Source organism: Tenacibaculum pelagium (assembly GCF_014062345.1).
In the GTDB taxonomy this organism is placed as follows: domain Bacteria; phylum Bacteroidota; class Bacteroidia; order Flavobacteriales; family Flavobacteriaceae; genus Polaribacter; species Polaribacter pelagius.
In genome coordinates this window covers 381,870-406,667 of the sequence record NZ_JACGLS010000001.1, presented here as the reverse complement: position 1 = coordinate 406,667, position 24,798 = coordinate 381,870, and the positions used below count along the sequence as shown (strand labels likewise).

Below are 24,798 nucleotides of genomic sequence, written 5' to 3'. Positions count from 1 at the left end.
TTATGGAATTTAAAAATTCACAAAAATTATATAACAAAGGGTTAGTAAACTTAGTAGGAGCGGTAAATTCACCAGTACGTGCATTTGCTTCTGTAGGAGGTAATCCTTTATTTATCAAGAAAGCAAAAGGATCTAAAATTACCGATGTTGATGGCAATTCGTACGTAGATTTAGTATTGTCGTACGGACCAATGATTTTAGGTCACCGTCATAAAAAAGTACAAAAAGCAATTACAAAAGCTTTAAAGAATGGTTATTCATTCGGAGCTTCAACAAAAAATGAAATCAAATTAGCGAAGATTGTTTGTGATGCTTTTCCTGGAATGGATAAAGTTCGTTTTGTAAACTCTGGTACCGAAGCTGTTTTAAGTGGAATTCGTTTAGCACGTGCATTTACAGGAAAAGACAAAATCATTAAGTTTTCTGGTTGTTATCACGGGCATCAAGATGCTTTATTAGTAGCAGCAGGTTCTGGTTTAGCAACTTTAAGTTTACCAGGTTCTAAAGGTGTACCTGAAGGAGCTGTAAAAAATACGTTGATTGCTAATTATAATGATTTAGATAGTGTAAAAGCACACTTCGAAGAGCATGATGATATTGCTGGTGTTATCTTAGAACCAGTTGCAGGAAACATGGGTGTAGTTACTCCTCAAAATAATTTCTTAAAAGAATTAAAAGCATATTTAGAATCTAAAGGAGCTTTATTGATTGTTGATGAAGTAATGACAGGTTTCCGTTCAAAATTTGGTGGAGCTCAAGAGTTATTTGATGTTGAAGCTGATATTACTTGTTTAGGTAAAGTTATCGGAGGAGGATTCCCAGTAGGAGCTTATGGTGCTAGTAATGAAATTATGGAAATGGTGGCGCCGTTAGGAGGAATGTACCAAGCAGGAACTTTATCTGGTAACCCAATTGCTATGGCAGGAGGAATTGCAACATTAACAGAGTTAAAGAGGCAAAATCCGTATGAGAGATTTAACGAGGTTGCTCAAATTATTGAAGTTTTCTTGTTAGAGTCTGCTAAAAAATACGGAGTAGAAATTACTGTAAATAGATTTGGTTCTATGATCAATCCATTTTTTACTAATGTTACAGTAACTAATTTCGAAGAAGCGCAAACTTCAGATACTAAAAAGTTTGCAACGTTCTTTTGGAGTATGATGCATAACGGGGTGTTTTTACCTCCATCACAGTTTGAAGCCTGGTTCTTATCATCAGCTTTATCTGAAAAAGATATTGAGAAAATTGCGAAGGCAATCGATAAATCAATGGAAGCAGTGTCAAAAATGTAAACCTGATTTAATATGAAATTTTTAGTGACTATTCTTTTTAGTGTTATGTTAACTTCTTGTCCGAATAATAACAATCAAAATTCTCAAGAAGACAATTCTTTTGTTTCTGTATATCAAGGGAGAATGAATGGTTCTGGAAATATTGAAAAGCAAAATAAAATTGTTGATTCTGATAATGAATGGCAGTCTATGCTTTCAAAATTAAATGTTTCTCAAAATAGTATTCCTACAATTGATTTTTCTAAAAGTACCATATTACTATTAATAGATTCAGTAAAAAATACAGGCGGTTACTCTGTAGGAGTAGACAGTATTAAAGTAGAAAAAAATAAAATGAAAGTTGTTGTTAAGTATTCCGGACCAAAACCGACAGATATGGTTACGATGGCAATAGAGCAACCTTTTCATGTAATAAAGATTAATAAAACAAACAAAGAGATAGTCTTTGTAACAAAATAAGATGATAAAAAACGATTTATTTTTAAGAGCATTAAAAGGTGAAACTGTAGATCGTCCACCAGTATGGATGATGCGTCAAGCAGGAAGATATTTACCAGAGTTTATGGAAATCAGAAAAAAGTACGATTTCTTTACGCGTTGTAGAACTCCAGAATTAGCTTCAGAAATAACTGTACAACCAATTCGTAGATACGGAATGGATGCAGCTATTTTATTTTCTGATATTTTAGTAATTCCACAAGCAATGAATATTGAAGTGGAAATGAAACCAGATTTTGGACCCTATTTACCAAATCCTGTTAGAGATAAAAAAGGTTTAGATAGCGTAATAATTCCTGATGTAAATGAAGAATTAGGTTACGTTATGGATGCTATTAAAGCAACCAAAGAAAAGTTGAATGATGAAATTCCTTTAATAGGATTTGCGGGGTCTCCTTGGACAATTTTATGTTATGTTGTACAAGGTCAGGGGTCTAAAAATTTCGACAAAGCAAAAGAATTTTGTTTTACTAAACCAATTTTGGCACACCAATTGCTACAGAAGATAACAGATACCACTATTGCTTATTTAAAAGCAAAAGTTAAGGCAGGTGTAAATGCTGTTCAGGTTTTTGATTCTTGGGGAGGAATGTTATCTCCAACAGATTATCAAGAATTTTCATGGCAATACATTAATCAAATAATTGAAGCATTAAAAGATGATGCTCCAGTAATTGCTTTTGGTAAAGGATGTTGGTTTGCTTTAGGAGATATGGCAAAATCTAACGCCTCTGCATTAGGAGTTGATTGGACGTGTTCAGCAAGAAATGCTCGTTATTTATCAGGAGGAAATATTACCTTACAAGGTAACTTTGACCCTTCTAGATTATTATCTCCGCCAGCTGAAATTAAAAAGATGGTACACCAAATGATAAATGAGTTTGGTAAAGACAAATATATTGTTAACTTGGGGCACGGAATTTTACCTAATATCCCGTTAAAAAATGCGAAGGCATTTATCGATGCGGTAAAAGAGTATAAGGCCGATATTTAAATCCCCTTAAATAATTAAAAATGAAGAATTTACTACTTGTGTTAATGCTGTTTTCAGCTTTGCAAAGTTTTTCACAAAAAAAGATTTATTACAAGGATATCGTAGATGATTGTATCTCGGTTGCAAGTAATGATGCAGCTGTTTTAGACGATATTGTGTACAATTGTATCAGAGATAAGTATATTTCTAATTATGATTTTACTTCTATCGACGGAAAAACGATTAGCACTAATCAAATTAAAAAACCAATAATGTTATTTGCTGCTTCGAGTAGATATGCACCTTTTAGAGGTGAAATACCAGCAATTAATAAAATAGTAGAAAAGTATAATGATAAAGTTGAATTTATTATGCTTTTTTGGGATGATGAAGCTGCTGTTAAAAAAGTTTCAGATAAATTAGATAAAAGAATAGCTTTAGTTGCTTCGAAAGAAAAAATGAAAGACAGATCTAGTTTAAATGTATCTGGTTTTATTCACAAGTTAGATTATCCATCAGCATATTTAATTTCAAGTAATAAAAGAATTTTAGATTTTAAAAGAGGTGCTTTAGCTCCATCTAAAAAAATGGGATGGGATGAAGTAAACAAAATAAATGAAGAAAAGTTAGAAGCTTTTATTCAACCAATTTTAAAATAAAATTATAATATATAATGCAAACCTCTTTCTTAACGGAAAGAGGTTTTTTAGTTTTAAAAAATGATTCAAAATATATTAAAAGGAATTCAAGCTTATTTCGGAGCTTTTCAATTAATATCTAAACTAAAACTTTGGAGATATTTTATTATTCCGATTTTTATAAGTTTAATTACTGCAGGTGTTATCGTAGGTTTAGCTTACGGACTATCAGATAATATAGGGCACTATATAGCAAACTTTTGGAAATGGGAATTTGGTAAACAAACATTCGAAATAATCAGCACTTTTTTTAGCGGATTATTAATAGTTATAATAGGACTAATACTTTATAAACATATTGTAATGGCATTATCCGCTCCTTTTATGAGTCCGGTATCAGAGAAAATAGAAGATTATTATAGAGGCGAAGATCATAAACATAGAGTTACAAGTTTTCAAGAACAATTAATTAGAGGTATTCGAATTAATTTTCGGAATTTAATTAGAGAGATTTTTTTAACGATTCCTATTCTGTTGTTGGGTTTAATTCCTGTGATAGGAATATTTTCAACTGTATTATTATTTTTAACCCAAGCATATTATGCAGGTTTTGGAAATATGGATTATACTTTAGAACGTCATTTTAAATATAAACAGAGTGTTGAGTTTGTAAAAAGAAATAAAGGATTGGCAATAGGAAACGGAATTGTATTTATGTTATTTTTATTAATACCAGTTGTTGGAGTTATTCTCGTTTTACCTTTATCAGTAACTGCAGCTACTACACAAACTATTAAGAAAATTCAATTAAAAGAATTACCAGAATAAGTATTTTTGCACTAGAAGAATTAAAGAAATGAAAGATCAATTTTACGCATATATACAAGAGTTACAAGATACTATTACCTCTAGGTTAGAAGCAGTAGATGGTAAAGCCAAATTTCAAGAAGATTTATGGAAACGTGCTGAAGGCGGAGGAGGTAGAACTCGTGTAATTGAAAACGGAAATATATTTGAAAAAGGAGGGGTAAATATTTCAAAAGTTTTTGGGGAGTTACCAGAAGCTTTAAGAAAACAATTTGGAGTTGAAAGTGGAGATTTTTTTGCCTGTGGACTAAGTTTAGTGTTGCATCCTAAAAATCCATTTATACCAACCGTACATGCTAACTGGCGTTATTTTGAAATGTATAATTCATCTGGTGACATCGTCACCCAATGGTTTGGTGGAGGTCAAGATTTAACACCTTATTATTTATTTGATGAAGATGCAATCCATTTTCATGCCGTATGTAAAGAAGCATGTGATAAACATCATCCTGATTTTCATCCGAAGTTTAAAGAAACTTGTGATAACTATTTCTGGAATGCGCATAGAGACGAAGCTCGTGGAGTAGGAGGTTTATTTTTTGACTATTTAAAAAAGACTGATGAGTTTTCAATGCAAGATCGTTACGATTTTGTTACTGAAGTAGGAAACAGTTTTTTAAACTCATATGTACCAATAGTAGAGAAAAGAAGAGGTGTAGAATACACTCAAACACATAAAGATTGGCAAGAGGTTCGTCGTGGTCGTTATGTAGAGTTTAATTTAGTGCACGATAGAGGAACTTTATTTGGATTAAAAACAAACGGACGCATAGAAAGTATTTTAATGTCTTTGCCTCCAGTAGTTCAATGGAAATACAATCATCATCCAGAAGAAGGAAGTCAAGAAGCTAAATTGTTAGAAGTTTTAGCGAAACCAAAAAATTGGGTGTAATACATGCTTTTTTAAGTATATAGCTTGATAATCAGTCTATTTGCTTTAAAATACGAAATATATAATATAAAGCATGTTTGATGCGTTATATTTTAATTAAAACTCTTTTTTTAGCTTATTTTTATGAATAATTCAATTTAAGATAAGGTTAAAGAGTTTTTTTATGCTTAAAAATTTAAAAAAATGCTAGGTTTTTAGTAACTTCGCAAACGTTTAAAAACACATACTATGGCTAGATACGAATTGAAGTTACCAAAAATGGGTGAAAGTGTTGCTGAAGCAACGATTACTTCTTGGGTTAAAGAGATTGGAGAAACTATTGATATCGATGATACAGTAGTTGAAGTTGCTACTGATAAAGTAGATAGTGAAGTACCTAGTGAAGTAGAAGGTAAACTTGTTGAAGTTTTATTCGAAAAGGATGCAGTTGTTCAAGTAGGAGAAACGATAGCGATTATTGAAACAGAAGGAGGAGATGACGCAGGAACTGGTAGTGCGCCAAAACAAGAAGAGCCTAAAGAGGTAGCTGAGATAGAAAAAACTGTAGCTGTAGCTAAAGAAACTGTATCAGCACAAGTAGATACTTCATCAAGCGATCGTTTTTATTCGCCATTAGTAAAAAGTATTGCGCAAACTGAAGGTATACAAGTTACTGAATTAGATACAATTCAAGGAACAGGTAAAGATGGAAGAGTAACAAAAAGCGATATTTTATCTTACTTAGAAAATAGAGGCAATCAACCAAAAGCAGCTCCTGCACCAGTAGCAGTTAAAGTTGAAGCTCCAAAAGCAAAAGTTCAATCTGCACCAGTAACTATGAGTGGTGAAGACCAGATTATTGAAATGAGTCGTATGGGGAAATTAATTTCTAAACATATGGTTGATTCTATTCAAACATCTGCTCACGTACAATCGTTTATTGAAATTGATGTAACGAACATTGTTAAGTGGAGAAATAAAGTAAAAGAAGCTTATTTAAAGAGAGAAGGAGAGAAGTTAACATTTACTCCAATCTTTATGCAAGCAGTGGCTCAAACTATAAAGAAACACCCAATGATTAATATTGCTGTAGATGGTGATAAAATCATTAAAAGAGGAAATGTTAATTTAGGTATGGCTGCAGCTTTACCAGATGGAAATTTAATTGTACCAGTAATTAAAAATGCTGATCAGTTGAATTTAATGGGAATGACTAAGCAAGTTAACGACTTAGCAAATAGAGCAAGGGCTAATAAATTAAAACCAGACGAAATTCAAGGTGGAACTTACACCGTTACAAACGTAGGTGGTTTTGGATCTATTATGGGAACACCGATTATAAATCAACCACAAGTTGCTATTTTAGCTTTAGGGGCTATTAGAAAGATGCCATCAGTAATCGAAACTCCTGAAGGTGATTTTATAGGAATAAGACAAAAAATGTTTGTTTCTCATTCTTATGACCATAGAGTTGTAAATGGTGCTCTTGGAGGTATGTTTATAAAAACATTAAAAGAGATTTTAGAATCTTGGGATGTAAATCAAGATTTTTAATTTCTGAAATATATAAAATAAAAAAGCTTAGCAATATTGCTAAGCTTTTTTATTTTATAAATCTATGCTTTTAGTACGCTAATAATTCTTTAAGCTCGTTTTCAAATCGATCTTTAGGTAAGTAGTCTTTTTCCAAGTTTCCAGCAAAAGGAATCGGTGTTTCGATACTTGCTACACGCTTAACTGGGGCATCCAAATATTCAAAGCAGTTTTCCATAATAAGTGAAGAAATTTCTCCAGACAAACTACCAAATAAAGAATCCTCTTGTAAGATGATTACTTTACCAGTCTTTTTAACCGAGTTAAATATTGCTTCAGTATCTAGCGGTTGTAATGATCTTAAATCAATTAAATCTGCTGAAATATCATTGTTTTTATTTAAGGTTTCTAAAGCCCAATGTACAGGAAGTCCGAAAGAAATTATAGTAACGTCATTCCCTTCTTTTAGTAAAGAAGCTTTACCTAATGGAAGCGTATAATAATCAGTTGGTACATCTTGATAAATTGTACGGTATAAATTCTTGTGCTCAAAAAACAACACAGGATTCGGATCGTTTATAGCAGATATTAATAAACCTTTCGCATCATAAGGAAATGCAGGATAAATAACTTTTAAACCTGGAGTTTTTGTAAACCAGGCTTCATTTGTTTGTGAGTGATAAGGACCAGCACCAACCCCAGCACCACAAGGCATTCTTATTACTACATCAGCTTCTTGATTCCAACGGTAATGAGATTTTGCTAATAAGTTTACAATTGGATTAAAACCAGTAGAAACAAAATCTGAAAATTGCATTTCCATCACGGCTTTCATCCCATTTACTGATAATCCATAGGCAGCAGAAACAATAGCAGATTCACAAATAGGCGTGTTGCGAACACGTTCTTTACCAAACGCATCAACAAAGCCTTCAGTAATTTTAAAAACACCTCCATACTCAGCCACATCTTGTCCCATAACAACAATAGAATCATCTTTTTCCATTGATTGTCTTAAACCTTTCGAAATGGCATCTATTAAACGAATATTTTCAGTTTCAGAGTTTTCTTTTACTTCTACATATTCGTATTCTTTATATACATCTTTAGATTCTTGTTCTATAGTAGAAGAAATAACCTCTTCATCAAATGTTCTTTTAAGGTTATTACTAATGTCTTCTTTTATGTCAATTTTTAGTTTATCATCTTCTTCAATAGATAATATTCCTTCAGAGATTAAATATTCTTTATAATTATTTAAAGGGTCTTTTTCTGCCCAGAAATCCATCAATTCTTGAGGTACATATTTTGTACCACTAGCTTCTTCATGACCTCTCATTCTAAAGGTTTTAAATTCTATTAGAATAGGCCTTGGGTTTTCTCTTATACTTTCTGCTAATTCCGAAACTTTGGTATAAACCTCTATGATGTTATTACCATCAATAATATGCGACTCCATACCATAACCAATACCTTTATCGGCAATATGTTCACAGTTATATTGTTCAGAAGTAGGAGTTGAAAGACCGTAGCCATTATTTTCTATACAAAATAATACAGGTAAGTTCCATACGGAAGCTACATTTAAAGCTTCATGAAAATCTCCTTCACTAGTACCTCCATCACCTGAAAATACTGCACAGGCTTTTTGATTATTTTTTAATTTATTGGCTAAGGCGATTCCATCTGCAACTCCTAATTGAGGGCCTAGGTGAGAAATCATTCCAATAATATTATATTCTTGAGTACCAAAATGAAAGCTTCGATCTCTACCTTTGGTAAAACCGTTAGCTTTTCCTTGCCACTGAGAAAATAATCGATGTAAAGGAATTTCTCTTGTGGTGAATACTCCTAAATTACGATGCATTGGAAGAATATATTCATCTTTAGTAAGTGCCGAAGTAACTCCTACCGAAATAGCTTCTTGTCCAATACCACTAAACCATTTAGAGATTTTACCTTGACGAAGAAGAATAAGCATTTTTTCTTCTATTAATCTAGGAACTAACATTTTTTTATAAAGATCAAGTAAAACTTTATTAGAAAGTTTCCCTTTATTATATAACATTGAAGTTTTTGTATTACTATCCATTTTAATTTACAGGGGTGTAGAAAATTAATTGTTTTCAAATGTGATTAAAAAAAATATAGAATCAAAGTATAAATTGATATTTTTTTAATTTTACTATCATTAAAATATGAAGTCGTTAAAAATTAGTTGTAAAAATTATGATATTGTTTGTTTTTAGGGTAGGTGTATTCATTTTTAATCAACGGGTTAAAGAGTAATAGTTATAGATTATTAACGATTAATGTACTGCCTGAGGTTTTTGTATATTCGCTTCTTAAATATTAAAAAATAAAGATGAAGAAATTTTTAGTTGTATTGTTGTTAAGCGTATCAGCAATAAGTATGTCGCAAGAAAAAGTATTATTGCGTTTAAATTATGAGGTAGGAGCTAACTATGAAATGTCAATGAAAATGAATAATGACATGGGAGTTGCTTTAATGGATATGGACATGAATATGAATATTGAAGTTACTGGTAAAGAAGAAGAAAGTTTTCTTACAAAAACTAGTTTCACTTATATGGCAATGAAAGTATTACAAGGAGCTGAAGAAAAGGTGAATTATAATTCTAATATGAAGGATGAAGAGTTAAGTGCAGAAGGAAAGAAATTTAAGAGTCAGATAGCACCGATGATGGAAGCAGTTATGTTTTCTAAAACAAGTAATTTAGGAGAGGCAAAAATTATAAAGGTTGAACCAAATACACCAGGAATTGAGCAGTATGTGAATCAATCTAATAGAACTGTTGTATATCCAAAAGAAGAAGTAACTGTTGGCTCAACATGGACAAATACTCAAAGTAATCAAGGTATAAGTATGGAATTAACTTATACAGTAAAAGAAATTACAAAAGATAAAGTATTTACAACTCTTTCTGGTAATATGTCAATGATGCCTGGTGCAAAAATTACCGGATCTACAAATATCGACAGAGCATCTGGTATCCCAATTAAATCAGTAATAAATATTGAGATAGATATGATGGGTAAAGTGGTTAAGAATACTGTAGTTGGCACTATGTCAAAGCTATAATAGCCAAACATTCATAAAATATAAAAGCTCAGATAATCAATGTCTGAGCTTTTTCTTTTTAATAAAATAGTTAAAACACTCTATTCTAGTGATTTATATTTTGTTAATTTTGTATGCCTCTTAATAATACTTCTCATTAAGAGGTTAGTTAATATACTTTTTAAAGCTAATTCTCTGCACAGCAAGCTTATATTAACTAAAACTATACTATCATGAAAACAGTAAAAATTAAACTATTAATAGTAGTCTTACTATTTTTAGTTTCTTCATCAACCAGTTATTCTCAAGATGAGAACAAAAGACCAAAGTATATTACCGTAACAACGGGACATTGGAATATGGACTATGAAAATTTCGATAAAGATAAATGGATTGCAGTTGAAAAAGAGTTTTTAGATAACGTTACCAAAAAGAATGAACACCTTTTAGGCTCATTTGTTTATTTGCATAGATATACACCTGATAATTCAGAGGTTATTTTTGTAAACGCTTATGATTCTTGGGAAGCTATTGATAAAGCAAATAAGCGTAACGGAGAACTAGTAAAAGCACATTGGCCGGATGAAGCAAAAAGAAAAGCTTACTTTAAAAAGAAAGACGCCTATTATTCTGTTAATCATTCCGATGAAATTTATGCTCCAATAGGGAAGGCAAAACAGTTAAAACCAGAAGATGCAAATAAAGAATTAATTTGGTTAGTGGTTAAAAGTCATTTTGCATTTCCAGAAGATGGATCTAAAGAAGAATTTGATAGTTTAACCAATGAGTATGTTGATAATGTGATTAAAAAGAATGATAAAGTTAAAGGTTACTTTCAACATGGGCATGCTTGGGGAAGTGATAAAACAGAGTTTTTAAGAGTTTTTGCTGTAGAATCGATGGAAGATTTAGATCAATTAGGAAAAACGAACGGTGACTTGTTTAAAGCATATAAGTCAGACGAAACAGAAAGAAAAGAATTTGGTAAAAAAATGGAAAAATATTTTACTCCAATTCATGGAGATTTTATTTATACTTCAGTTCCCGAGCTATCTAAATAAACTTAAAAGCTCAGACATTGTCTGAGCTTTTATTTTTTATGAAAATACCACCAATTCATATCTCGAATAATTTCATACCCAAGTTTTTCATATAGTTTAATTGCAGGATTCCCTTTGTCGGTATGTAAAATAGGATGCTTTTTATCTTTTAAAATGTCTTTAGTAACGTATTGTGTTAATTGTTTAGCATAACCTCTCTTTGTGTATTCAGGATGAGTTACTACCGCGCTAATCTCTATAAAATCATTAGTTTGCATCCTTTGCCCAGTAATACTCACTAATTGATTATTTTTAAAAATACCAAAGTACTTTCCCATATCAAAAGTTCGTTTTTTATAATATCCAGGCATCACAAGCCAAACGAGATTATAAATTTCATCAATATGATTTTCTGTTAATGGAATGATTTCTTCTGTAATATCAATCTCTTGTAGGTTTTGTAAAACCATTTGAACTCCATCAATTTTTTTATGAAGTATTATTTTCGATGTATCATAGATTGGAATTTCATTTTCAGAAACTAAAAAGAATTTATCAGTTAGTTTGGCATACTCATTTATAGCATCTTTAGTTTTTTCTGTATTTGTAAATGCTCCAAAAGGACAAATATTAGGGTCATAAAAATGAACTTCATCATATTGAATAGCAAAGTTTTTATGTGTTTCTTTTAAAGAATGCCAAACAGGATTTTTAAGTTTGTTATTCATGATAAATATTGTTTAAAGCTGTAACTAAGTCAGGGTAAACAAAATTATAAAATTGCTTTGTTTTTTCAGCAGAAACACGGCTTCCATTTAATAACATATATGCCATTTCGCCTAAGGCTGTTTTTAAAATAAAAGATGGCGCATTCATTGGTAAAACAGGTTTTTTAATGATGTTTCCTAATGTTTTGGAAAAGCTTTCATTGGTTTGATGTTCTGGCGCTACAGCATTATAAATACCCTTAAAATTATCGTTAAGAATTGCTTCAAGATATAAATTGCATAAATCATCAATATGAATCCAAGGAACGTATTGTTTTCCGGTTCCTAAAGCAGATAAAAATAAAGGAGAGTTCATTTTACTTAAAGCACCATTTTTTTTGGTAAGAACTACTCCTGTTCTTAAAATAGTAAGGGGAACATCTATATTTTTAAATTGATGAGCGGATTTTTCCCATTGTGAACAAATAGTAGAAATGAAATCGTTTTTAGGAGCATCTTCTTCAGTAAATATTTTATCAGAAGTTACAGCACCATAATAACCAATTCCAGAAGCAGAAATAAAACCTTGTAAAGGTACTTTGTGGTCTGTTATTTTTTTTAATAGAAGAGAAGTTGACTTTACTCTACTATTAATAAGTTCTTTTTTTCTTTTTAGAGTCCAACGCTTATCTGCAATACCAGCTCCAGCTAGGTGAATGATATGAGTAATATTATTAAAAGCATTTTTATCTATATAGTTTTCGTTAAGATTCCAACGAAACTCATTACTCTTTTTAGGGGTACGTGTAAGAACAGCTACTTCAATATTATTATTTATTAAAGTGTTTTGTAGATGCTGACCAATTAGACCAGTACCGCCAGTAATGAGAACTTTTACCATGTACCTCTTGTTTTTATATTCTTCTCACAAAGACTAATAATTTCTGTAACTCTTTTTTGACGAGTAGTTTCTCTTTTGGCTTGATTTAACCAATATAAATATCCTTTTCTATAAGATGGAGCAAAGTTTTGATAGTTTGTAAAAGCTGTTGAGTTTTTATCAAATTCCATTTGTAATTCTGGAGGAATTACTAAGTTTTCAACATCATCTAATGCAACCCAAGAACCATTTTCTTTTGCAATATTAATTGACTTCCATCCAGATTCATGGATTAAATTTTTAGAAGAAAGCTCTTTGATGTATTTTTTGTTTACTGCACTCCAAACACTTTTTGGTTTTCTTTTACAAAAGTATTGTTGACGCTTACCACCCCCTAAACTTTTTACAGTAGAATCTATCCAACCATAACATAAAGCAACTTTTACAGCTTCTTCCCAACGCATAGATGGAATTTTAGTTTCAACTTTATAGAGAATTAAATAAATTCCATTAGAGTTTTCATAATTGTCTTGCAACCAAGCTCTCCATTTAGTATCTGTTTTAAAATAAAGTTGTGGTTTTGCCTTAATCATTATCTAATTATTTTTGAAGGGAAGCTAACGATACTTTCATGTCCGTCTTTTCCAACAGCCGAAACTCCAAAGAAATAATTATCAATCACAATTCCTTCTAAAGTAAATTCGTTAATGTTTCCAACATATCTGTTATGATCCCATGTCGGAGAGGTTGTATCTCTCCAATATATTTTATAACCTTTAGCTCCTTCAACACTATCCCATTTTAATTTTGCTGAAGGTTCTACAATTCCACCAATAGAAACATTTTTAGGAGAAATAGGAGCAGTGGCAATAGAAGCTAGATTAATGGCATTAACAGCAGTAAGTTTTTTAGCATAATCAAAGTTTACAAATTTTAGCTTATCCCCATATTCAATTCCGTTTTCGTTTCGAATATCTTGGTGTTGTTGGGGGTAATTTTCATGAGCTTCCATAATTCGGATTCCTGGATAACCAGCATCATTAAACGGACGATGATGACCACCTCGACCAAATCGATCTAAACGATATACCATTTTCGGATTCATTTCTGGCATGTATGCATTGGTAGTTTTATATATATAACGCGCTAATTGACGTGAAATACCATCTACTTCACCACCATAAAAACGTCTTGCTCTTCGTTGATGCTCTGTTTCGGTTGGAGGGGTTGGTTCGCTAAAAATTCTAAATGTTCGATTATCGATAATACCATCTACTCCTTTTATGTTTCCAATCATATCGTTATTCAAGACACCTAAAATATTCCAACCTTTTTCTTTGGCATAGGCAGCTAAACCTTTACCGCCAAAAAGCCCTTGTTCTTCACCTGACAAACCAACGTAAATAATACTATTATCAAATTTATATTTACTGAGTACTCGAGCAGCTTCTATAGCTCCAGCCATTCCAGATGCGTTGTCGTTTGCTCCAGGAGCATCGTTTGTAAAATCATTCGGATCTGAAATTCGAGAATCTATATCACCACTCATAATAATATAATTATTCGGGTTTTTAGTTCCTTTTTGAATAGCGACAACATTAACTACCCAAACATCTTTTGTAATTCTTTTGTTAGTTCCTTTTTCTAGTAAGTCTTTTTGATAAAAAACGTCCAAGCAATTATTACAGTTTTTTGAAATGTTTTCAAATTCAGATTTAATCCATCTTCGTGCAGCTCCAATTCCACGTGTGTTAGAAATTGTATCGCTTAATGTATGGCGTGTTCCAAAGTTAGCTAAAGTTGTGATATCTGCTTTAATTCTATCAGTAGAAACAGCATTTATAATATCATAGATTTTGGTATTTGTTTGTGCTGATATAAAGACTGAAAGAACTAAGAAAAGAGTAGTTATAAATGTTTTCATTTAAATAAGTTTTAAGGTTAACCTATAGGTTAGACGTTTTAAATTGTATTCATATCAAACTAATCTTTAAAAAACCAAAAAGGAATTACCACATCTGTAATTGATATCGTATCCTTATTTCTTATTCTCTTTCTAAATAACTTTAATATATGTTTTCCTTCACTAAGTTTATTGGTTGGTATATACGTTTCAAATCCAGTTTGATTTTGTTTGTTTTTACTAATTAAAAAATCCGTTTTGTACTGAATAGTGTCAATTTTAATATGATACATTTCGTTAACAGTTTTTAAGTACGCTATAGCTAAGCTATCTCTTTTTTTGCGTGAAATAGATTTATTAATAGAAATCTTATTACCTATCTTAAACCCTCTATTGTCTTCTTCAGGTTTTAAAGAAGGGTTATAGTTATAGATTCTATTTTCAACATTTTCTTTAAATACATTAAAGAATTTTATATAAGGTTGGGTAATAACTTTTGATTGGATACTAGCGGTTTTAACAAAATCATTCTCTTTTATTCTTAAATCTTCATACTCTCTGTTATCAATGTGTAATTTAGAATTGAGTTTTGCACTAGATAAGTAGTTTGATTTTTGATAGTTTACCGAACTAAAAATAGATATAACTATATAAATAGGGATTAAAAATAAGATAAGTCGTTTAGTAAATTTATTGTCTAAGAAATTGTAAACCAATGGTCTATATAAAAATGAAAGCGTTAAAAAACTAAAGATCCAATAAAAAGGAAAATATATTTTTGAAAGCCACTTTTTCTTTTTAAGGTATCCTTGTGTAATAAAATCAATAAAAACTAAAAATGAACCTATGCTAATAATTAGCATTAAAATGATACCCAAAACAGTTCTGAATCCTTCAGGTAAGCTATCATTAGAAAGAATATAAGTAGCTACTAAAACAAAAGATACTATGATGATTGTAATAGATATTACATAAAAAATTAAAAGGAAAGAAGTTGCAAATAAAACACTACAATAATTTTCTAAAGAAGCTACATACCTGTCAAATGAAACAATTTTCTTTTTTAAGTAGTTGGTAAACTTATTTTGATAATTAAGTTCATCAAATTCGATATCTCCAGAAATATATCGTAATCCTAAGGCTCCAATCCACAAGCCTCTTAAAATTACATGTACAAGTAAGTTAAAGATGAGAATATAACAAGCAATATATGCAACAAGAAGTAGAACAAACGCGTAAATATGTTTATCGTTCTCGGCAACTTTTAAAGCTGCATCTATTTGAGGAAATGCAGTAAATAATCCAAAAATTGCGAAACCAGAAATAATAAGTTCTAACTGCCAGCTTTCTTGTTGAAGCTTATCTAATAATTGTTTAAAGTTTTTGTTTTTGTAATCGTTACTCATAGTTTGTTAGTCTTGAGTTAAAGATACTTTCTTTTTTAAAATAAAAAAACCACCTTATTATAAGGTGGTTTTAAAGATGTATAGAGTAAGGTTTATTCTGTGTCTAATTTCTTAGTAAGATTAAAACCTGCAAATAAACCTAAACCACCCGTAAAGAAAATACAAGCAGGGTAAATTGCGTCTTCATCCATTGCAGTATAAGTATCTAAAAGTAAAGCTAAGAAAACGCCTAATCCGATACCCATTAATAAAAGAGATAGATTTAAAATAAAAAATCTTCCGAAACTGCTACTTTTTTTACCACTCATAAAGATTGATGCATCAGCACCTTTTTCAATTAAAGCTAAACGTTCTTTATGTCTAGTAGTGAAATATAAATAAACGATTCCGAAGATTGCAGCAAACATGCTAATTGGGATAAAAATTTCTGCGTCCATTATAAATTGTTTTTAAATGATTATTTTTATGTGTTTGCAAGTAAGACAGTATGCTTTTTAAAAAGGTTACAAAAAATTAGAAAAAAAGTTTTTTGTAAAAAGTTGTAACCTTTTATAATATAGTAAAGTCTAAGATGTAAAATCAACCATTATTAACGACCAACTTTACATAGAAAAGATCTTAAAAGGAAACACTAATGCCTATGCTACTCTTGTAGATAAGTATAAAGTAATGGTGTATACTTTGGCTTTTAAAATGATGCAGAATAAAGAAGAGGCAGAAGAAGTCAGTCAAGATACTTTTATAAAAGTATATAAAAATTTAAGCAAGTTTAAAGGAGAATCTAAGTTTTCTACTTGGATTTATAAAATAGCGTACCGAACTTGCTTAGATGCTTTAAAAAAAAGAAAAAACAAGTATAATACTGATACAATTGATGAAGTAACGATTAATAAAATTAAAACTACTGAAGGAATTTTAGAATCGATTGAAAAGAAAGAACGCGCAGTAGTAATTAAACAATGTATGCAAGATTTACCTGAAGACGAACGTACTATTTTATGGATGTTTTATTTTGATGAATTAAGCTTAAAAGAAATTATTGATGTTACAGATTTTTCTGAAGCTAATGTAAAAGTAAAGTTACACAGAGCTAGAAAAAGATTATTAACGATAGTACAACGAAAAGTAGAACCCGAATTAATCAATCATTATGGGAGAAAATAAACATATTGAAGAATTAGATGCATTTGCAAAAAAGTATATAAAAGAAGTTGAAGTAGAAACACCTTCATTAGATTTTACAAATACAATTATGCAAAGTATTTTAAAAGTAGAAAATACAACACTATACAAGGCTACACCATTAATATCTAAAAAAGCATGGTTTGTTGTTTTAGGTACTTTGTTAGCATTGTTGTTTATTCCGTTTAAATCATCTGAAAGTACAGAAAGTATTTTAGATAAAGTAGGGTATTCTTATCTGCCAAGTTTAGAAATGCCAAGTCTTTTTACAGATGTTTCTTTATCGGTATCAACTACCACAATATATTCATTTGTTTTTCTTGCAATATTAGTTTTAGTACAAGTACACTTTTTAAAGAGTCATTTTACTAATAAATTAGGAAGTTAATTTACCTAACAAAACGAACCGAACTTATTTTACCATTGGTAATTTCATAAATGGCAACTGCTTTAAAAGTGTTACCATTTGCTGTTACTAACTCCTCATCTATAACAACATTGCCTTTAACAATTCTACTTGTAATTTTACAGTGTAAATCTTTTGTTTTCTCAAACATAGGAGCGTAACGTTTACGCATTTCTTCAATTCCTTCGTAGTTTAATTTATCAGGATAAGTATATACTTTTACGTTTTTAGCATAAGGTTTTAAGAAAGCTTCAATATCTCTTTTGTTATAGCCTTCTAATTGTTCTTGAGCTAACATTCTAGGAGAAACTTCAGCAACAAGAGCTAATTTAGTAGCACTTTTATTTACTGTAATTCTTGAAATATTATTAATATTTTCATCTTTAAATTTATGAAATACACTCCATTTTTTATTCGTTTTAGGATTATATTGTAAAATCATATTCTGATAAGCAACTAAAATGGTTCCGTTTGGTAACCAACACATATCTTGACTAGTACCTGTTGAAGTAACTTTTTTAGTTTCTTTTGAAATTGGATTGAGTGACCAAACTTCCCAATTCTCTTTATTTTGTTTCATAAAACTAACCAAGTTAGAATTTGGAATTTTATGAAAAGAACGACCAGTTTGTTTGGTAATAGTTGTATTTGTTTTCTTTTTTAAATTGCTTATAAAAACATGCAAACTATCATTTACAATAACTGATGATATAACTGTGTTTTTATCATACCACATTGGGTATGCAACTACTAAATCTCTGATTAGTTCAGTGTCTTTACCAGTTTTAAAGTCATATTGATAAAAACGTTGTAGTCCATCTTTATCTAGTCTAACAGCAGATATATTTTTTGAACCAGGAATTCGTTGCGGTGAATATTCGCTACCATTGATAGTATTATTAATAAAACTTTTTTCACCGCTATCAATCGAATATTTTAAAATATCAGTTTGCCCTTTTCTAGTAGTAGCAAATATGATTGTGTTTTCATCATAAAAATGTGGTTGACTATCATATCCATCATTATTTGAAATATTTTTTCCGTTCAAAACTTCCCATTTTCCATTTTCAGATTTAAGATCAAATAAATGAACTTCAGTATTGGTTTGAGCAAAAGAAAAAGAAGTAATAAATAGCGATAGTAATAGTTTTCTCATGAGTAGTAATAATAAGATTTCTAAAATACAAAATCCAGAGTTTTAAAACTCTGGATTTTGTAAAAAGAATATTTTAAATAAAGAAATTTATTCTTTTATTAACTTTCTGTAAATAGATTCGTTTTTATCAGAAACAATCCTTACTGAGTATATTCCTTTTTCTAATTTGGAAATATTTAAAGATTTCGATTTTGATTCAAAGACCTTATTACCATTTAAGGTATATACTTCTACTTTTTTAATTGTTTCTGTACTTTTAATAGATAATACATCACTAGTTGGGTTTGGATATATGTTAGTATCCTCTGTAGTTTTTAAAGGACCTCCTAATACTCCAATAGTTGGTGCATGCAGAGTTCTTATTGGATCTATAGTTAGCTTACAAGGAAATCCACTATAAACAGCTATAGCGTCTTTTACCCAAGAACTTGGTGGAGTAAAATATCTATCAACCTGAATACATTTTAAATTAGGATTATTTGAAGCATTAAAAATAGTTAATATACTATTGTTATTGTTCGAAACATTTAATCTTGTTAAGTTATTGTTATAACAGTACAAAAGAGTTAAACTAGTATTGTTATATAATGATAAGTTACCTATTTGGTTATTCATGCAAAATAACCTTTCTAATTTAGTATTCTGATTTAGATTTAAACTAGTTAAATTATTTCCACCACAGGCTAAAATGTCAATATTAATAAATGCTTCAATACCAGTAAGGTCAGAAATGTTTTTATTGGTAACATCAATAGGACTGTTCCATGCTTGTGCTTCTGAAACTTGAATTTCTCCGTCACCATTAGTGTCTATTCCTGTATTAGGAGCTGTTAATAAAGCAGCTTTAAAATTGGCATCTGGAATGTGTACATTTTGACTAATTCCTAAATTAATAGCTAAACAGATTGTTAAAAAGGTAATAGTTTTTTTCATTTTATTTTTGGTTAATTGATTACTAATTTTATTAGGTAATAAGAGGAAAAATGGAAAATACTATTTGAGTTACAAAACTAAAAAACCACCTTATTTTAATTAGGTGGTTTTTACATGTTTTATTTAAATGAAATTTCTTTTTTATAAAAGGGATTTTACCTTTGTTTTTGAGAAGAAATCCAGTTATCAATTTTATTTTCTAACAGAGCTAACGGAATACACCCAGTTTCTAAAACCTGATTATGGAATTCGCGAATATCAAATTTATCGCCTAATGCTGTTTTAGCTTTAGCTCGCAACTCTCTAATCTTTAATTGACCTATTTTATAAGACAATGCTTGTCCAGGATTAGCCATATAACGTTCAATTTCAGAAATAATACTCGCTTCACTTTCAGCTTCATTATCTAAAGAGTATTGAATAGCTTGTTCACGAGTCCAACCCATTGAGTGTAAGCCAGTATCAACTACTAAACGAATTGCTCTGTGCATTTCCATACCTAACATCCCAAAATATTGATAAGGATCTGTATATAATCCTAATTCTTTTCCTAAGTTTTCTGTATATAAAGCCCAACCTTCACCATAAGCGCTATACCAAAGTGTTTTTCTAAAGTCTGGTAAATCTTGATTTTCTTGCGTTAAAGAAATTTGATAATGATGCCCAGGAATCGCTTCATGTAAAAACAAGGCTTCGTCTGAAAACACATTGTATTTGCTTGCATCTGGAATTGGAGTATAAAAAACACCAGGACGCGTTCCGTCTAAAGATCCTGGATTATACTCTGCACTAGCAGAGGCTTCTCTAAATTTTTCTGTTTGCTTTACTACAAATGGAGTTTTAGGCTTGTTACCAAATAATTTTTCTAATTGCGGTTTCATTTTTTCATGAATCGCATTAAAATTATCGATAATTTCTTTTGGAGTAGTGTAAGGCATTAGTTTCTTATTCTCACGAACGTCATTAAAAAACTCTTTTAATGTTCCTTTAAAACCAACTTCCTCTTTAACTTTTTCCATTTCTGCTAAAATTCTTGCAACTTCTGTTAATCCAAGTTCATGAATTTCTTTAGCAGTCATGTTAGTTGTAGTATAGTTTTTTATAGCATGATCGTAATAAGCTTTTCCATTAGGAATTGCAGAGATTCCACTTTCTTTTAAACCAGCTTTTAAATAATCGGTTTTTAAGAAATTATACATTGATTTAAATGAAGGAATTAATTTTTCATTTAATAAACTAGCATATTCTTCAGTTAACTTCTTTTTATCTTCTTCAGAAAAATCTGATGGAAATTTTTTAATAGGAGAATAAAATAAGTGCTCATCTAATTTAGTGTTTGATAAACCTTCAAATTGTGGAATTACTTTTTTAATTAATGAAGCTGGTAATACGTAACCTTCTTTAATTCCTTGTTTCATTCTAGTTTCTGCAGATTGTAACCATGTGTTATATTGCTCTAGCCTGCTTAACCAATTTTTATAATCTGTAAGAGATTTAAAAGGTTGTGCACTGCTTCCGCTTGCTAATTGTCCCATTGTTAAATTAACCGTCCACATTTGGTTAATAGGCATTAATAGGTCATTTTTAAAACTAGATTGAGCTAGAGCTATATTACAATCCCAATCTAAAACAGCTTTACTCATTTGCTGACTTTCAGTTAAGTCTTCATTTTTAAACTGAGCTAATTTATTTTTATAGTCTTTAAAAAATTGATTGCTTTTTTGACCGTATTCATCAGATAAAAAATTAGGAAACCGATCATTAAAACGATTGTCTCCTGCAAAGGTTGCATTTAGTGGATTTAACTTTAGTTTTCCTTCATTATAGTCTTTTAATAACTGATTAAAAGCTGTATTCTCTTTAACAGGAGTATTAACAACTTCCTTTTTTTCTTCTTTACAAGAAACAAATAAAGTAGCAATAGCTACTATGGTTAAGAAGATTTTCTTCATGGTATTGTATTTTGATTGCAAACAAAGATACCAAAAAGAAAATCTAAGGAATTGTTAAAAACTAATTACTCTTGTAATACCAAAAAGGAATTTCTGCAACTCTTTCTATTTCTTCTTTTTGAGTTTCTGAGTTTAATACTTTTCTTTTGATAGATATTAAGTGCTTTCCTTCTTGAATGTCTTTTAAGGAGACTATACTTTCAAAACCAAGTTGTTTGTTAGTTTTGTTTATGATGAAGTCTGAAGAGAATTTGATTGTGTCAATTGCGATATTATAAGTATTATTGAAAGTAGCTAAATATTTACTATAAATACTGTCTCTTTTTTGTGAGTAACCTTTTTTCTTTGAGAAAGATTTAAAAAAACGATTGTTTAAACCTCTTTCGTCTTTTTCTGGAACTAATTTTTTGTTGTTTTGTAAAATAATATCTTCTGTTTCTTTTTTAAAAGGAATAAAAACAGTTATATAAGGTTTGTTAACTATTTTAGTTGGTATTGCAACATTTTTTACAAACTCATTTTTTTCAAGTAAATCAAGGTAGTTGTTATTGTTAGAATAGTTTACTGAAGAATGTGAATTTATAGATAAATAATTAGATCTAACATTATCTAAAGTACTAATATATAAGATAGACATGTATAAAGGAAGTAATAAGAAGGCTATTCGTCGACCAAACTTATTGTCTAAAAGATTGTATACTAAAGGTCTATATAGAAACGATAAAGTTATTATACTAAACACTTTGTAAATAGGCATGTATAAAAAAGAAGACCATTCTTTTTTCTTTAAATAACCAAGTGTTATAAAGTCTATAAAAACAATAATACATAGAAATAAAAAGAAAATAGAGAAAAAACCAAAAATTGTAACTCCTACAAATTTTGAAAAAAAACCAGATTCTATAAAGAAATTAGCAGCTATCATTAACAAGAAAAAAACTAAGAAAAATGATATTAGATAGAATAGTGTTAAAAAAGTAACAGCAAATAGAATACTACAGTAATTTTCTAAACGAGCAATATATCCATCAAAAGAGCCTACTTTTTTCTTTAGATAATTTGTAAAACGTTTGCTGTAATTTAACTCATCATAATCAATGTCATTAGAAACATATCTTAGTCCAATGGCACCAATCCATAAACCTCTTAAAATAACATGAATTACAAGGTTAATGATTAATATATAACAAGCGGTTATAATAATTGGGTAGAAAAACCTTCCGTAGCTTTGGAGTGCTTTAGATTCATTTAAAGCAGCTTGAATAGGCTCAATTAAATTGATTAGTCCGAAAATGGCAAAACCAGTTATAAGTAACTCTAACTGCCAACTTTCTTGTTGAAGCTTGTCTAGAAGTTCCTTGAATTTTGAACTTTTGGGATCGTTATTCATAGTAATTTTTTTGTAGTTGATTGCTACAAAAAAACAAAAACCTCTTTGAATAAACAAAGAGGTTTTAAAATATTAAAGTAACTATGTTACTTATTTTATTAACTCATAACTACGTTTAATAAAGTTTGTTAACTCTTCACCATGTAATAAGTTTTGAGATAATTTTGCTAAATCAAATGCTTGTGTTGTTAAACGTTTTTGATCTTCTTCATTAGCGTTTAAAATTTCAGAAACTAATGGGTGATTTGTATTTACAACTAAATTGTACATTTCTGGTAAATTACCCATCCCCATCATTCCACCGCCACCTGAAGCTTGCATCTCTTTCATACGACGCATAAATTCTGGAACTGTAATTAAGAAAGGAGAACTAGAAGAATCCATAGATTCCAATTGAACTGTATAGCTTGAATTGTTTACAGCTCCTTCGATAACTGGTTTTAATTTCTCTTTTTCTTCATCAGTAAGTTTAGAAATAACCGTATCGTCTTTCTTGATTAAGTTATCAATATGATCTGCATCTACACGCGTAAACTGAACTTTAGTTTCACCAGAAGTTTCTAGTTTTTGCATTAAATGAGATACTATTGGAGAATCTAATAACAACACTTCATATCCTTTTGCCGTTGCCTCTTGAATATAACTATGTTGTGCATCTTTGTTAGAAGCATATAAAATTACGTGATTTCCATCTTTATCAGTTTGAGCATCTTTTGTTTTCTCAACTAATTCATCAAACGTAAAGTAAGAATCAGCTACTGTTGGATATAAAGCGAACTTTTTAGCTTTGTCAAAGAATTTATCTTCCGATAACATTCCGTATTCGATAATCACTTTTATATCATTCCATTTTTGCTCAAAATCAGCACGATCTTTCTTGAATAAAGAAGAAAGTTTATCAGCTACTTTTTTAGTAATATAACCAGAGATTTTCTTAACAGCTCCGTCTGCTTGTAAATACGAACGAGAAACGTTTAATGGAATATCTGGAGAATCGATAACTCCTTTCAACATTTGTAAAAAGTCAGGAACAATTCCTTCTACATTATCCGTTACAAATACTTGGTTTTGATATAACTGGATTTTATCCTTTTGCATATCTAAGTTTTGAGATAGCTTAGGGAAGAATAAAATTCCGGTTAAATTAAACGGATAATCTACGTTTAAGTGAATGTGGAATAAAGATTCTTCAAATTGCATTGGATACAATTCACGATAGAAGTTTGTATAATCTTCAGCTTCTAAATCTGCTGGTTTCTTAGTCCAAGCCGGATTTGTATTGTTGATGATGTTATCTACCTCAATTTGTCTGTGTGGTTCTTTTGTTTCTTTACCGTCAGCATCTTTAGTTGTTTGAGGTTCGTGCGAAGGATCGTTTACTTTTTTAGTTCCAAATTTAATTGGCACTTGGTTAAAACGATTGTATTTATTTAATAAACCATTGATTTTAGCCTCTTCTAAGAATTCTAAAGAATCTTCAGCGATATGTAAAACGATTTCTGTACCTCTGTCAGCTTTGTCGTGCGCTTCTAAAGTAAACTCAGGAGAACCATCACATGTCCAGTGTGCAGCTGGTTCGTCTTTAAATGATTTAGTAATTAATTCTACTTTATCAGCTACCATAAAAGCTGAATAAAAACCTAAACCGAAGTGACCAATAACTCCTGTTTCATTTTTATCATCTTTGTATTTATCTAAAAACTCTTCAGCACCAGAGAATGCAATCTGATTGATGTATTTTTCAACCTCATCAGCAGTCATACCTAAACCTTGATCTTTAATAGTTAAAGTCTTAGCGTCTTTATCAATGCTAATTTCAATTTTAGCATCTCCTAATTCAGTTTTTGCTTCACCTATAGAAATTAGGTGTTTTAATTTTGTAGTAGCGTCTGTTCCGTTAGAAATTAATTCACGTAAAAAGATTTCGTGATCAGAATACAAGAATTTTTTAATCAGTGGAAATATATTTTCTACCGATACATTAATGTTTCCTTTACTCATAATTATATATTTTGTTTGATATTATTTTCTGATAATATAGTAGTCAAAAAAAATACCAAAATAAATTTTGTGACAAGATGGCATTTTA

At 30.1% G+C, this 24,798-nt stretch carries 23 protein-coding genes; 11 read left to right on the top strand and 12 right to left on the bottom strand.

Annotation, left to right across the window (positions count from 1 at the left end; all coding sequences use genetic code 11):
- Positions 1-2 precede the first annotated feature (2 nt).
- The 7 genes from hemL (at position 3) to H3Z83_RS01870 (ending at position 6,693) form a co-directional block, all read left to right on the top strand.
- Positions 3-1,292 (top strand): glutamate-1-semialdehyde 2,1-aminomutase, encoded by a 1,290-nt coding sequence (hemL, locus tag H3Z83_RS01900; protein ID WP_182123786.1) that lies wholly within the window; start codon positions 3-5, stop codon positions 1,290-1,292.
- A 12-nt stretch (positions 1,293-1,304) separates the two neighbouring features.
- Entirely contained in the window at positions 1,305-1,751 is a 447-nt protein-coding gene (locus H3Z83_RS01895; RefSeq protein ID WP_182123785.1) for a protease complex subunit PrcB family protein, read from the top strand.
- A 1-nt stretch (position 1,752) separates the two neighbouring features.
- On the top strand, positions 1,753-2,784 hold the full coding sequence (hemE, locus tag H3Z83_RS01890) for a uroporphyrinogen decarboxylase (RefSeq protein WP_182123784.1): 1,032 nt from the start codon (positions 1,753-1,755) through the stop codon (positions 2,782-2,784).
- A gap of 20 nt (positions 2,785-2,804) precedes the next feature.
- Positions 2,805-3,422, top strand: coding sequence for a TlpA family protein disulfide reductase (locus H3Z83_RS01885; protein ID WP_182123783.1), 618 nt, complete (start codon positions 2,805-2,807; stop codon positions 3,420-3,422).
- Between the two features lie 60 nt (positions 3,423-3,482).
- Entirely contained in the window at positions 3,483-4,229 is a 747-nt protein-coding gene (locus H3Z83_RS01880; RefSeq protein ID WP_182123782.1) for an EI24 domain-containing protein, read from the top strand.
- A 28-nt stretch (positions 4,230-4,257) separates the two neighbouring features.
- Positions 4,258-5,160, top strand: a complete 903-nt coding sequence (gene hemF / locus H3Z83_RS01875; RefSeq protein WP_182123781.1) for an oxygen-dependent coproporphyrinogen oxidase — start codon at positions 4,258-4,260, stop codon at positions 5,158-5,160.
- A 228-nt stretch (positions 5,161-5,388) separates the two neighbouring features.
- A complete protein-coding gene (locus H3Z83_RS01870) occupies positions 5,389-6,693 on the top strand; it encodes a dihydrolipoamide acetyltransferase family protein (RefSeq protein WP_182123780.1) in 1,305 nt (434 codons plus the stop codon).
- Positions 6,694-6,763: 70 nt separating this feature from the next.
- Here the strand turns inward: H3Z83_RS01870 and H3Z83_RS01865 are convergent, their stop codons facing one another.
- Positions 6,764-8,764, bottom strand: a complete 2,001-nt coding sequence (locus H3Z83_RS01865) for an alpha-ketoacid dehydrogenase subunit alpha/beta (protein WP_182123779.1) — start codon at positions 8,762-8,764, stop codon at positions 6,764-6,766.
- Positions 8,765-9,037: 273 nt separating this feature from the next.
- Here H3Z83_RS01865 and H3Z83_RS01860 point away from each other — a divergent pair, with 273 nt between their 5' ends.
- Complete coding sequence (locus H3Z83_RS01860; protein WP_182123778.1) at positions 9,038-9,775, top strand: hypothetical protein; 738 nt, start codon at positions 9,038-9,040, stop codon at positions 9,773-9,775.
- A gap of 212 nt (positions 9,776-9,987) precedes the next feature.
- The gene (locus tag H3Z83_RS01855; RefSeq protein WP_182123777.1) at positions 9,988-10,815 is read left to right on the top strand and encodes a hypothetical protein; all 828 of its coding nucleotides are present in this window, start codon (positions 9,988-9,990) and stop codon (positions 10,813-10,815) included.
- A gap of 29 nt (positions 10,816-10,844) precedes the next feature.
- Here H3Z83_RS01855 and H3Z83_RS01850 read toward each other — a convergent pair whose 3' ends face one another.
- The 6 genes from H3Z83_RS01850 to H3Z83_RS01825 all read right to left on the bottom strand — a co-directional run bounded on the left by H3Z83_RS01850 (position 10,845) and on the right by H3Z83_RS01825 (position 16,127).
- Positions 10,845-11,522 carry a GNAT family N-acetyltransferase gene (locus H3Z83_RS01850; RefSeq protein WP_182123776.1) on the bottom strand — a complete coding sequence of 226 codons (678 nt, stop codon included), beginning with the start codon at positions 11,520-11,522 and terminating at the stop codon, positions 10,845-10,847.
- Positions 11,515-12,402: a TIGR01777 family oxidoreductase gene (locus tag H3Z83_RS01845; protein ID WP_182123775.1), complete on the bottom strand. Its 888-nt coding sequence runs from the start codon at positions 12,400-12,402 to the stop codon at positions 11,515-11,517. Before H3Z83_RS01845 ends, H3Z83_RS01850 begins: the two co-directional genes overlap by 8 nt.
- On the bottom strand, positions 12,396-12,974 hold the full coding sequence (locus H3Z83_RS01840; RefSeq protein WP_182123774.1) for a YdeI/OmpD-associated family protein: 579 nt from the start codon (positions 12,972-12,974) through the stop codon (positions 12,396-12,398). Before H3Z83_RS01840 ends, H3Z83_RS01845 begins: the two co-directional genes overlap by 7 nt.
- On the bottom strand, positions 12,974-14,305 hold the full coding sequence (locus tag H3Z83_RS01835; protein WP_182123773.1) for a M28 family peptidase: 1,332 nt from the start codon (positions 14,303-14,305) through the stop codon (positions 12,974-12,976). The genes H3Z83_RS01840 and H3Z83_RS01835 overlap by 1 nt, the downstream gene beginning before the upstream one ends.
- 59 nt (positions 14,306-14,364) lie before the next feature.
- Complete coding sequence (locus H3Z83_RS01830) at positions 14,365-15,690, bottom strand: hypothetical protein (protein WP_182123772.1); 1,326 nt, start codon at positions 15,688-15,690, stop codon at positions 14,365-14,367.
- 92 nt (positions 15,691-15,782) lie between these two features.
- Positions 15,783-16,127, bottom strand: coding sequence for a DUF6249 domain-containing protein (locus H3Z83_RS01825; protein ID WP_182123771.1), 345 nt, complete (start codon positions 16,125-16,127; stop codon positions 15,783-15,785).
- A gap of 148 nt (positions 16,128-16,275) precedes the next feature.
- Between H3Z83_RS01825 and H3Z83_RS01820 the strand changes: the two genes are divergently transcribed.
- On the top strand, positions 16,276-16,854 hold the full coding sequence (locus H3Z83_RS01820; RefSeq protein WP_317167209.1) for an RNA polymerase sigma factor: 579 nt from the start codon (positions 16,276-16,278) through the stop codon (positions 16,852-16,854).
- The gene (locus H3Z83_RS01815) at positions 16,841-17,260 is read left to right on the top strand and encodes a hypothetical protein (RefSeq protein ID WP_182123769.1); all 420 of its coding nucleotides are present in this window, start codon (positions 16,841-16,843) and stop codon (positions 17,258-17,260) included. The genes H3Z83_RS01820 and H3Z83_RS01815 overlap by 14 nt, the downstream gene beginning before the upstream one ends.
- Position 17,261: 1 nt before the next feature.
- Here H3Z83_RS01815 and H3Z83_RS12900 read toward each other — a convergent pair whose 3' ends face one another.
- The 5 genes from H3Z83_RS12900 to htpG form a co-directional block, all read right to left on the bottom strand.
- The gene (locus H3Z83_RS12900) at positions 17,262-18,434 is read right to left on the bottom strand and encodes a nuclear transport factor 2 family protein (protein WP_220455436.1); all 1,173 of its coding nucleotides are present in this window, start codon (positions 18,432-18,434) and stop codon (positions 17,262-17,264) included.
- An 87-nt stretch (positions 18,435-18,521) separates the two neighbouring features.
- Entirely contained in the window at positions 18,522-19,367 is an 846-nt protein-coding gene (locus tag H3Z83_RS01805; RefSeq protein WP_182123768.1) for a T9SS type A sorting domain-containing protein, read from the bottom strand.
- A gap of 155 nt (positions 19,368-19,522) precedes the next feature.
- Positions 19,523-21,319: a DUF885 domain-containing protein gene (locus H3Z83_RS01800; protein ID WP_182123767.1), complete on the bottom strand. Its 1,797-nt coding sequence runs from the start codon at positions 21,317-21,319 to the stop codon at positions 19,523-19,525.
- A gap of 61 nt (positions 21,320-21,380) precedes the next feature.
- Positions 21,381-22,709 (bottom strand): hypothetical protein, encoded by a 1,329-nt coding sequence (locus H3Z83_RS01795; RefSeq protein WP_182123766.1) that lies wholly within the window; start codon positions 22,707-22,709, stop codon positions 21,381-21,383.
- 90 nt (positions 22,710-22,799) lie between these two features.
- Positions 22,800-24,710 carry a molecular chaperone HtpG gene (htpG, locus tag H3Z83_RS01790; RefSeq protein WP_182123765.1) on the bottom strand — a complete coding sequence of 637 codons (1,911 nt, stop codon included), beginning with the start codon at positions 24,708-24,710 and terminating at the stop codon, positions 22,800-22,802.
- Between the last annotated feature and the right edge of the window lie 88 nt (positions 24,711-24,798).